Source organism: Pigmentiphaga sp. NML030171 (assembly GCF_002188635.1).
Taxonomy (GTDB): Bacteria; Pseudomonadota; Gammaproteobacteria; order Burkholderiales; family Burkholderiaceae_B; genus Pigmentiphaga; species Pigmentiphaga daeguensis.
Genome location: NZ_NINX01000006.1, coordinates 20,237 through 30,589, shown reverse-complemented (window position 1 = coordinate 30,589; position 10,353 = coordinate 20,237). Strand labels below are relative to the sequence as shown.

10 protein-coding genes and 2 pseudogenes are annotated in these 10,353 nt (G+C 61.2%); 3 read left to right on the top strand and 9 right to left on the bottom strand.

The features are described from left to right. Window positions 1-121: 121 nt before the first annotated feature. The 4 genes and pseudogenes from CDO46_RS00830 to CDO46_RS27830 all read right to left on the bottom strand — a co-directional run. Window positions 122-721 (bottom strand): annotated as a pseudogene (locus CDO46_RS00830) (IS630 family transposase); the annotation flags it as partial. Between the two features lie 597 nt (window positions 722-1,318). Continuing rightward, window positions 1,319-2,908 carry an IS66 family transposase gene (locus CDO46_RS00825; RefSeq protein ID WP_087836677.1) on the bottom strand — a complete coding sequence of 530 codons (1,590 nt, stop codon included), beginning with the start codon at window positions 2,906-2,908 and terminating at the stop codon, window positions 1,319-1,321. After that, window positions 2,905-3,276, bottom strand: a complete 372-nt coding sequence (tnpB, locus tag CDO46_RS00820; RefSeq protein WP_132979296.1) for an IS66 family insertion sequence element accessory protein TnpB — start codon at window positions 3,274-3,276, stop codon at window positions 2,905-2,907. Before tnpB (CDO46_RS00820) ends, CDO46_RS00825 begins: the two co-directional genes overlap by 4 nt. A 3-nt stretch (window positions 3,277-3,279) precedes the next feature. Further along, window positions 3,280-3,603: an IS66 family insertion sequence element accessory protein TnpB gene (locus CDO46_RS27830; RefSeq protein WP_132979295.1), complete on the bottom strand. Its 324-nt coding sequence runs from the start codon at window positions 3,601-3,603 to the stop codon at window positions 3,280-3,282. 142 nt (window positions 3,604-3,745) lie between these two features. On the opposite strand from CDO46_RS27830, the gene tnpB (CDO46_RS00815) reads away from it, so the two are divergent. The 3 genes from tnpB (CDO46_RS00815) (at window position 3,746) to CDO46_RS00805 (ending at window position 6,217) form a co-directional block, all read left to right on the top strand. Beyond that, a complete protein-coding gene (tnpB, locus tag CDO46_RS00815; protein WP_087836676.1) occupies window positions 3,746-4,081 on the top strand; it encodes an IS66 family insertion sequence element accessory protein TnpB in 336 nt (111 codons plus the stop codon). 82 nt (window positions 4,082-4,163) lie between these two features. Then, the gene (locus tag CDO46_RS00810) at window positions 4,164-5,720 is read left to right on the top strand and encodes an IS66 family transposase (RefSeq protein ID WP_087836675.1); all 1,557 of its coding nucleotides are present in this window, start codon (window positions 4,164-4,166) and stop codon (window positions 5,718-5,720) included. 20 nt (window positions 5,721-5,740) lie between these two features. Then, window positions 5,741-6,217, top strand: coding sequence for a putative toxin-antitoxin system toxin component, PIN family (locus CDO46_RS00805; RefSeq protein WP_369597216.1), 477 nt, complete (start codon window positions 5,741-5,743; stop codon window positions 6,215-6,217). A 485-nt stretch (window positions 6,218-6,702) separates the two neighbouring features. On the opposite strand, the gene CDO46_RS00800 is transcribed toward CDO46_RS00805, so the two are convergent. The 5 genes and pseudogenes from CDO46_RS00800 to CDO46_RS00780 form a co-directional block, all read right to left on the bottom strand. Beyond that, a complete protein-coding gene (locus CDO46_RS00800) occupies window positions 6,703-7,398 on the bottom strand; it encodes a class I SAM-dependent methyltransferase (protein ID WP_087836673.1) in 696 nt (231 codons plus the stop codon). A gap of 259 nt (window positions 7,399-7,657) precedes the next feature. Next, window positions 7,658-8,518 carry an SDR family NAD(P)-dependent oxidoreductase gene (locus CDO46_RS00795; protein WP_087836672.1) on the bottom strand — a complete coding sequence of 287 codons (861 nt, stop codon included), beginning with the start codon at window positions 8,516-8,518 and terminating at the stop codon, window positions 7,658-7,660. An 83-nt stretch (window positions 8,519-8,601) separates the two neighbouring features. Then, window positions 8,602-8,788 (bottom strand): annotated as a pseudogene (locus tag CDO46_RS28770) (hypothetical protein); the annotation flags it as partial. A 134-nt stretch (window positions 8,789-8,922) separates the two neighbouring features. Continuing rightward, on the bottom strand, window positions 8,923-9,600 hold the full coding sequence (locus tag CDO46_RS00785; protein WP_087836671.1) for an amino acid ABC transporter permease: 678 nt from the start codon (window positions 9,598-9,600) through the stop codon (window positions 8,923-8,925). After that, window positions 9,597-10,352 (bottom strand): amino acid ABC transporter ATP-binding protein, encoded by a 756-nt coding sequence (locus CDO46_RS00780; protein ID WP_087836670.1) that lies wholly within the window; start codon window positions 10,350-10,352, stop codon window positions 9,597-9,599. The genes CDO46_RS00785 and CDO46_RS00780 overlap by 4 nt, the downstream gene beginning before the upstream one ends. Window position 10,353: the final 1 nt, after the last annotated feature.

The following is a 10,353-nucleotide window of genomic DNA, read 5'->3' as shown; positions in this document are numbered from 1 at the left end:
ATGCTCACATTGCCCCGCTGGCGAGGAAGGCAATGCTCTATCTGCTTGAATTGGGCTTCGCTGATTTCCATCACCGAAGTATCTCTTAATTTTCATGATTAACACCATTAGTGTTAACACGACCTAGCCCCAGCGGCAACATCGGCTGGGTGCGTTGCAAGGCTTGACACTGGCTCTTCTCATCGACGCACAGCACCAGGGCATTGTCCGGCGGGTTCAGGTAAAGCCCGACGACGTCGCGTAGCTTCTCGATAAACAGCGGATCGGTCGACAGCTTGAAGGACTCAACCCGGTGCGGCTTGATGTTCAACGCTTGGAGATAGCGTTGTACGGTGCTTTTGCTGATGCCCGTGGCCGAGGCCAGAACACGGGTGCTCCAGTGCGTGCCGCCATCTGCTGGCTTGCTGTGCAGCGTCTTGTTGATCAACGCTGCAACCCGCTCATCATCGATCGTACGCGGCCGCCCCGGGCGCAGTTCATCGTATAGGCCGGCAAGACCATGCTCCATGTAGCGCGTGCGCCATTTGCGCACGGTGCCGCGATCCACCCCAAGGCTTGCACCCAGTTGTGTCAGCGTCTGCTCAGACCCCTCGCATGCCAGTACGATTCGTGCCCGAAGCGCCAATGCCGCAGGCAGCGAACGAGAACGAGCCAACGATGTCAGTTGCTTTCGTTCCGCCTCATCTATCTCTACGCTCGGCGCATTGGTTGATCTGCCCATATCTCTGATCTCGGTTCCGCAGGAACAGATATTCTCTCATCAATTCGGGATAAATTAATGGGGCAGAACACTAGCTAGTCGAACCTCAGCCTATCACTCAGTGAGTGAGCGTTCGTTCGAGCAAGGACGCAACAATCGCCCCTGTGGAGAGGTCGCTTCCGGGAGAGAGGAGCCGGCAAGGCTGCGACGTTCAGTGGCCGGTCATGTAGGAAGCCGTCGCTCAGTCTCGAACCGCGAACCTCAGATCGGTCTGAGGCGGACGTGCGCAAAAATTAGCTGACTGGCTGCTTCTGGCCGAAAGCAGGCGTCCTGAGGCTCTGAAACCTGATCAGACAATGTGTGTCAGATCAAGTCTGAGTTATTGCGCTACTTCAATTTGTCCTGATGTATCGGCTATTCCAGAAGACCTATAGCAGTACCAAACTGGGGTGTAAATGACGGCGATCCTGCCGCGCCCCACCTGGGCGTAGGCGTCGCCAACATGATAGCCCAACACATGGGCGGGCTTCCCAGTGCATATCCGCCGATCGCCACGACGTCAGCCAGCGGCCCGTCTGCCAATGCACCTGGAGCCACGTAAGCGTCCAAACGCGGACGTTATTGACGCACGTAGTGCAGATCTGATCGCAAGGGGTCGACCGCGAAGCGTTTTGCCCACTCACGCGGGGTGAGTTGTTCGATCTGGCTAGCCGGATGCTGGCCGACGCGCTGCAGGACATCGACCAGGTAGGTGTAGGCATCGACGCCGTGAGCGCGACAGGTTGCCAGCAGCGTCTGGATCGCCGCTACGTAGCGGGCACCGATCTCAGTGGAACAGAAGAGCCAATTTTTCCGACCCATCGGTATCACCCGCAGCGCCCGCTCCAGGTCATTGGTGTCCAGGTCCAGCCAGGCATCGGTCAGGAACACCCGCAGTCCCGTTTCCCGTTGCTTGGCATAGGCCAGCGCCCGCGCCAGCGGACTGCGCGGGGTCAGACCAGGCTGGGCGATCTGCGCATCGATCCACTGGAAGATGCCATCGACCAGACCAGCGCTCTGCGCTTGCCGCGTTGCCAGGATCGTGGCCGGGTCGGCGGCGGTATCGCGCAGCCGCCGCTCGATGACATACAGCGCCCGGATCTGCTCGAGCACCTCGGCCACCGCCTGCGGATCGCTTTGCTCAGCCTTCAGGAAGGCCCTGCGTGTATGGGCCCAGCACAGCGCGTGCGTGCACCCGGGCAGCTTCTGCGCGTACTGCGCATAGACCTGGTAGCCATCGGTCTGGATCGTGCCGTTGAAGGCCTCCCCCAGCCAGGCCTTGACCGCCGCGGCACCGCGCTGCTCCGAGTAGCCGAAGGCGATGTCGCCGAACTCGCCTAGCACCGGCCACAGCCAGCCCGGCTTCATCTTGCCCTGGCCCGCCTTGGCGCCGCCGACCACCTTCGTGCGGCCCGCCTTGATCGGCGTCTCGTCGATCTTCAGGTAGCGTCCCTGCAGGATCTGCTGGAACACCGCCTTGGCGACCGGTTCGAGCAACTGGATCGCTCGGCGCAGCCACACATCGAGCGTGGTGCGCGACACCACGATGCCTTCGTCCTTCAGGCGCTGGTGCTGGCGGTACACCGGCAGGTGGTACACGAACTTGTCGATGGCCATGCCCGCCAGCATGCTCACGTCGACCTGGGCGTGATCGAGCACGCCGGGCACGGCAGCCGCCGTCACCAGGCGGCCTTGATCCTTGTGGCGCACCACCGGCCGGCGGTACTTCAGGATCACATGACTGCCGGGCTGGCGCGCCAGCTTCAGGCTTTCCTTGTAGTCGACGATCTCGTAGTGCGCGGCATCCGGGCCTTGCAGCTCGGGACACGACAGCACGATCTCCTTGACCGGCACGTTCGCATCGAAGCGGATGCCGCTGTCGTTGACTTCATCGCCCGTGCGGTGCTTGTTGCGCGTGTGCGCCGGCACATCGACCGTGGGCGCCGTGCCGATAGCGGCCGCCGCCGGCGCCTCGAACAGGCCATCCTGTTGACCATCGGCCACGATACGCCGTTCGCTCTTCTGGCCAAACACCTGTTGCTTGAACCAGTCCAGTTGCCGCTTGAGTTCGACGATCTCATCGCCCTGGATGCGCAGCAGCGACTGCAGCGCATCCAACTGCTCGCGCGGCATGGCGATCGCCTCATTCGTGACAGGGGCTCGGGTCATGTGTGCATTATCCCAGAGACCTGCGCCGCCACGGGCAGCTCGAAGCGTTTTCTTTGTACTGTGCGAGACAGATCGATCCCGTCGAGCCACATCATCAACTGCGTATCGGTGAGCACGATCGATACACCATCCGATCCCAGCCGGGCAAACTGCCCCCGCTCCAAACGCTTGGCCCAAAGACAATATCCGCCGCGCGACCAGTACAGGACCTTTGCATAATTGCCCTGCCGGTTCACGAACACGAACAAGTGACCCGACAACGGGTTCTCGCCCAGTACCGAACGGGTGGCGGCAATCAACCCGTCGAAGCTCTTGCGCATATCGGTGGCTCGCGTGCACAACAACACGCGTACGCCGGTGGGCAGCATGCCCTACGACCGCGACAGTTCCAGCACCAGGCCATCGCCCAATTCCAGGCGCAGCTTGATCCCAGAAGCCAGGACGGCGGAGCCCGTCTGCCCAAGCTCGATGAAGGACGCACGTTCACCGACCGACGTGCCCATCGCATGACCCGTCGCCTCATCGTGCAAACGCCGCTTCCAGTTCCACAGCGAGGCTGCGCTCAAACCTTGTTCAGCACACCAGGTTGCCACGCTCAGACCGCTGGCCACCTGCTGGCTCACCAACTCACTCCATTGCTGCGCCGTACGCCGATGTTGCCGTGCGTCGGGTTCCAACGCTTGGGATTTCGACATCTTCCTGCTCCTTCTCGATGAACCGAAGGCCGCACATTACCTGCTCGGACACCATACAAATAGAACGCCTCGGTTTGGACGCTTACGCTTGGCCGCTGGAGGGAGCTGCAAGCTGCGCAGCGTGGCTGCGCGAGTGGTTCAAGTGATTCGCGTCGATGCGATCTGGCTCGCCACCGAACCGGTAGACATGCGCGCCGGCTTCGATACGCTGTTGGCTCGGGTGATCAAGGTCTTCGGTGCAGCGCAGCCGCACCATGCCTATCTGTTCGCCAACCGCCGGGCCAACCGCATCAAGGTGCTGACGCACGACGGTATCGGCACGTGGCTGGCGGCCCGCCGACTGCACCAAGGCAGCTTCGTATGGGCGCACCCAGCATTGCATGGACATCTGTCACTGAGCGATGAACAGCTTGCGGCCTTGGTGCTGGGGTTGCCGTGGCAGCGCGTCGGTCCCGACGGCGTGATCACTGTCCTATAACGACGCCACCTGGATCGTAGCACCCAGCAATTGGGTCTTGTGCCGATGGCGGTGAGCAGCCCGCCGATGGCAAACTCTCGGCATGATCCAAGCCAACGACCTCGACGCCCTGAGCGCGCAGCAATTGCGCGAGCTGGCGGCCGGGCTGATGGCGCAGGTCAGCGACAAGGACCGCGAACTCAAGTACCGCGAGGTCCGCATCGATCAACTGACCCATGAGATCGCCGTGCTCAAGCGATATCGGTTCGGTCAACGCAGCGAGCAACTCCCTGCGGCCCAAGCCTCGCTGCTGGACGAGACGCTGGACGCGGACCTGGCCGCGATCGAGGACGAACTGCAACAGCTCACCGTAGGTTCGCAGCCCAGCAAACCGACACCCCAGCAACCCAAGCGCACCCCCTTGCCGGCGCAGTTCCCGCGCACCGAGATCCGTCACGAACCGGCATCGACCACCTGTGGCTGCGGCTGCGCCTTGAAGCGTATCGGCGAAGACATCAGCGAGAAGCTCGACTATCTTCCCGGCGTGTTCACGGTCGAGCGCCATGTACGCGGCAAATGGGCCTGCACGCAATGCGAGACACTGATCCAAGCGCCGGTGCCGGCGCATGTGATCGACAAGGGCATCCCGACCACCGGCCTGCTGGCCCAGGTACTGGTGGCGAAATATTCGGATCACCTTCCGTTGTATCGGCAGGAAGGCATCTTTGCCCGTGCCGGCCTGGCGCTGCCGCGCTCCACGCTGGGTCAATGGGTGGGCGTATGCGGCGTTCGTCTGCAACCGCTGGTCGATGCACTGCGCGCTGAAATCCTGGCCCGCGGCGTGCTGCACGCCGACGAGACGCCGGTGCAAATGCTGTCGCCGGGCAAGAAGAAGACGCACCGCGCCTACCTGTGGGCGTATGCGCCGACACGCTTCGACGACTTGCGTGCCGTGGTCTATGACTTCGCCGAGAGCCGGGCGGGTGAACACGCGCGAGCCTTCTTGCAGGACTGGCGCGGCAAGCTCGTGTGCGACGACTACGCGGGCTACAAGGCGAGCTTCGGCCAAGGTGTGATCGAGATCGGTTGCATGGCCCATGCACGTAGAAAGTTCTTCGATCTGCACGCCAGCAACAAGAGCCAGATCGCCGAGCAGGCGCTGAAATTCTTCAGCGGTCTTTACGATATCGAGCGAGACATCGGTGACGTCGGTGCCGACCAGCGCCAACGCGTACGCCACGACAAAGCTACGGCGGTCGCCGATGCGCTGCATACGTGGATGATCGGTCAACGGCAATTGGTGCCGGAAGGTTCAGCCATCGCCAAAGCCTTGGACTACAGCCTGAAGCGTTGGGAAGCGCTGACGCGCTATCTGCACGATGGCGATGTCCCCATCGACAATAACTGGATCGAAAACCAGATCCGGCCCTGGGCCATCGGGCGCTCGAACTGGCTGTTCACCGGGTCGTTACGCGGCGGCCAGCGTGCGGCGGCCATCATGAGCCTGGTCCAATCGGCCAAGCTCAACGGGCATGATCCGTACGCCTACTTGAAAGACGTACTCACGCGTTTGCCGACACACAAGTTCTGCGACATCGACCAACTCTTACCCCATCGGTGGCACCCGCTTACGACGGCGTACTCAACGCAGGCAGCGTAGCCCTGCAAGGTCAAGATGGGATGCCCAGCCGCTTACGCTGGAACAGCTCCTGGCCGATGAGGATTGAACGCGCTGTCATCGACACCAACGTCCTGATAAGTGCTGCGCTATCGCCTCGGTCTGCCCCTGCGCAGATCGTGGATTGTCTTCTGCAACACGCTACGTTGGTGTTCTCACGGGAAACCTTCGAGGAACTTGAAACCAGGCTTTGGCGGCCAAAATTTGACCGCTATCTGGACATGGATCGCCGACGCCTGCTGTTGCATGACTTCGCTGCGGCGGCTCGGTGGGTTGATCTGCCTCCGACTCCCAGACCAGCGTACAGTCGCGATCCCGATGACGATGTGTTTCTCCACACGGCCTTGCATGGCAAGGCCGTGTGGCTAGTCAGTGGCGCCAAGAATTTGCTGGAGCTTCGACCGGCTGACTGCGGATTCGAAATCCTATCGCCAGCGCAGGCTCTAGAGAAATGGCATCAAAAATGGCTTCTATGGTGAAAATGTAGCCCACGAGACATTCATACAAGCGTCCACGATAGGATGCGTCGCTCTCCTAAGAACTGGAGTTATGGCAATTTTGTAGCCTGAAGGCTTCAAATTGGCCGTGATCGACTTGAAGTGCAGCCCAAGTGATACACCAACGAATGCGGTTGGTGTCGGTTCGGGTTATTGCTGGAATCGGATCGGAACCGGGTGTGCACCAGATCAATCGCGAGCTGAAGGCCGGCAGAGCGTTTGCCGGCTGGCAGACAGCGCGGTAGCCCTGGACGGCGCATAGGGCACACCGCCCTCGCGGGGGGCATGCGGCCACCGCACTATGCCTGCACCGCCTGCGCGAGTTCGCTCGGCGTGCGGGGTGCGGAAGCGAAGAACACGGCGCTTAAAGGCCGAAAGGCTGATTTTTCGACCTTGAGTTCGCCGTTTGCGGGACAAGATGAAATCCGCTGCCGAGAATCACTGCATCTCGACCAATCGTGCCGGGTTCATAATTTCACGGCTGAGAAAAAGATGAAGCGAGGCTTGGTCGTCAGGCTCTGGTATGCATCCGGGAAGAGCGCGCGGGCGCGCGGGTCGGGCTGTGGTTCGCTCAGTATGTCGATCAGGAAACCGGCCGACTTGAGGGCATCAAACATGGCGTGGAGTGGCCGATGCCAGAAGCGCATTTCGATATCCCTTCCGTCGCGCTGCCACGTTTCATCGAAACTATAAGTTTCGAAGTAATTGTCGCGACCGGCTAACTGGTGATCCATGAAGGGGTGGTGCGTTGAAAAGACCAGGCGACCGGCTTGGGACAGCAGACGGTTGAACTCCGAGAGAGGCATAGACCAGTCGGGCAAATAATGCATGACAAGCGAAGCGAGGATCAGATCGAAAGCGCCATCTTCAAAGGGCAATGGCTCGTTGAGATTAGCCAATAATAATCGCGCGCGCCCTTCAAGGCGACGTTGCGCGATCTCCAGTAAGCCAGCGCTCGAATCTATCCCCGTCAGTATTGCCCCTCGATCAAGGAGTGCTGCGGCATGAACTCCGCCACCGCATCCCGCGTCGAGCACCCGATGTCCATTGACATCACCAACCATCGAGAGAATTGCCGGCCGCTCGTAATAGGAATTCCAGGCGTTGGTTTCATTGTCTGTTTGATAGGCATCCGCAAATGCATCGTAATTATTTTCAATCATTCATACGTTCCTTATGTGGATGGCTGCTCTCCTGCCAACGCAGTTTGGCCACGCAGGGGGACTCGCTCGCGCCCACCGTTCCTCTCGCTGCGATCATTGGCCGCATTGCGAGCCGCCGTGGCAGAGGCGCAAGTGAGCAAATGCTGGACGTTGCGGGGAAGACTCAATGCCGACCGACTTGCGTTCGTCAGCCGTCGCTATGGTCGCCATGCCGTGCGAGCTTGTGCCACGGCGCTGCTGGAATCCCGCGATGCCTGGATCATGCAGTGTTGTTGGCGCTGTCGCCCCCCGTCACGTCGTAGGTAGCGCCCGAACCCATGTAGGCGTCGTCGCTCGCAAGAAAGACGACAGCCGGCGCAATGGATTCTGGCGGGAGCCAGGGAACACCCAATGGCGACTTGGCCGTGAGCTTTTGCTTCGCTTCGGCTTCGAGCTGGTCCAGAGGTTCGGTGTTGTTCAAGTCATCGACAGCTTGCGCGTACCGTTGCCGGTGGCGTGTGAGCGGAGTGTCGATCAGGCCGGGGATGACCGCGTTGACCGTGATGCCGTATTGTCCAAGCTCCAGGGCTGCGGATTTCATCAGGCCGATGATCCCCCACTTTGAGGCCGAATAGGCCGCACCGTACTTGGTGCCGTGCTGCCCCTGCGTCGATGACGTAACGATGATGCGGCCACCACCATTCTTCACAAGATAGGGGGCGATAGCGCGGATGGCGTTGCAGGTGCCAGTGAGATTGACGTCGATCTGATCGTGCCAATCCGCATCCTCCATGTCGAGGAGCGGCTTGAACGCCTGGATGCCGGCGTTGGCAAAGAGGATGTCGATCTTGCCAAAGGTCTCAGCCGTCCACGCAGCGGCTTCACGAAGGGCTGGCAAGTCACGCTGGTCGAGCCGGCGCGCCTCCCAGCGCCCACCGGCCGCCGCCACAAGCCTTCCTGTTTCCGCCAGTTCGTCCGCGGTGGCCGGCGTCACCTCCAGGATCTTGCTGACGGGGCCTGCGATATCAATCCCCACGATGGCTGCACCTTCGCGCGCAAAAGCAACTGCGGTGGCGCGCCCGATGCCGCGCGCGGCACCCGTGACAATGGCAACCTTTCCTTCAAGGCGCTTCGATGACATGGATTTGCTCCTTTCGAAAAATGGCCGTTACCCGATGGGGCAACGCTCAGCGCAGCGCACCGACTCCGACAGCGGCGGCATGATCAGTAGGTGTAGGTCGCTCCGATGCCCGCGCTCCAGCCGCGACCCGGCGCTGGCTCGAAATACCGCCCATTTCCCTCGTTCACGATAACCCGAGCCAGCGTATTGCTGGTCAAAGAGACTGTCGATCCGGCCATAGGCCCGAACCTGCCAGACACCCGCTCGCCAAACATACCCCGTACCGAGCGCTCCATCCCAACTCGCAAACGCAAACGGCGACCAAGACCAACTGACCGGCCACGGTATTCGCGGCACGGTCTCCATGGCCCTGAACCAGATTAATGTTTAAATCCCCGTGCGCGAGAAGCCATCGGATGGAGCGACTACAACCGTCGCGTGCCCGGAAGGACAAAGCGCCGCTCCAACGCGCGCGCCGCGAACACGATGACCGAAACCAGCGCCAGGTACACCAGCCCGGCCATTACATAGGCCTTGAAGAACTGGAAATTGCGTATGGCGAAGTCCTGCACATAGGCGAAGAATTCGGTGTACTGGATCAGGAAAGCCACCGAGCTGTCCTTCAGGTTGAGGATCACCTGATTCGACAGGGCGGGAACCGAGAGGCGCAGCACCTGCGGCAAAGTGATCAGGCGGAACACCTGCCCCGCCGTGAAGCCCTGCGCCCGCGCCGCCTCCAGTTCATCCTGATCGAGCCCGCGGTAGGCCGTCATCAGGTAGCGCGCGTTGTAGGCCGCTACATTCATGGTGAAGCCGATGACCGCGACTGTCAGCGGCGACAGGCGCAGTCCCCATTGCGGCAGCCCGTAATACATCAAAAACAGCAGCACGATAAGCGGCGTGCCGATGAAGAAAGAGATATAGCCTTCGGTAAGCCTGCGACAGATGCGATTCTGGCTGAGGGTCAGATAGAAAACCCCGATGCCGCCCAGCAATCCGGTAACCGTGATGATGCAAGCCAGCAACAGCGTATTGCCAAGGCCCGCCAGGATCTGCGGACCGAAATCCGCCACTTGCCGCAGAAAGACAGCCAGGCCGCTCATGGGCTGCCGGCCTCCCGGTCATCGCGGGACTCCTGGCTGAAGAAGGCGCGGATGCGCGGATCCGCATGGTCGCCGAACAATTGTTCGGCATCGCCTTCCGCGTGAATCACCCCCTGGTCGAGGAACAGCACCCGGCCTCCGACGGAGCGCGCCAGGAACAGGTCGTGGGTCACGCACAGCATCGAAACATTATCCCGGCGCAATTGGTTGATCACGTTGATGATCTCCCGGGCCATCAACGGGTCGAGGGCCGAGGTCGGCTCATCGAAGAACAGCACCGCCGGGTCCATCGCCAGCACCCGCGCGATGGCCACCCGCTGTTTCTGCCCGCCCGAGAGCTGGGCCGGATATTTGTGATGGTGCTCGACCATGTCCATGCGGCGCAATTCGTGTTTGGCGCGCTCGGCGGCCTCGGCGGCCGGAATGCGGCGCAGCTTGCGCAGCCCGAGGGTCACGTTTTCGAGGGCGGTCAGATGACGGTACAGGGCAAAGTTCTGAAATACGAACCCGATGCGCTGGCGCAGGGCGCGCACATCGGTTCCGGGCAGCGTGACATCCTCGCCACGGAAAATCACCTGCCCCGAAGTCGGCGTAATCAACCGGTTCAGGCAGCGCAGCAGGGTGGACTTACCGCATCCGGAGGGGCCCATCACCACCTTGAGCTCGCCCTCGTCGAGATCGAGATCGATCCCCTTGAGGACGGCCTTGCCCTCGTATTCCATCACCAGGTTGCGGACTGTCAGCAGTGCCATG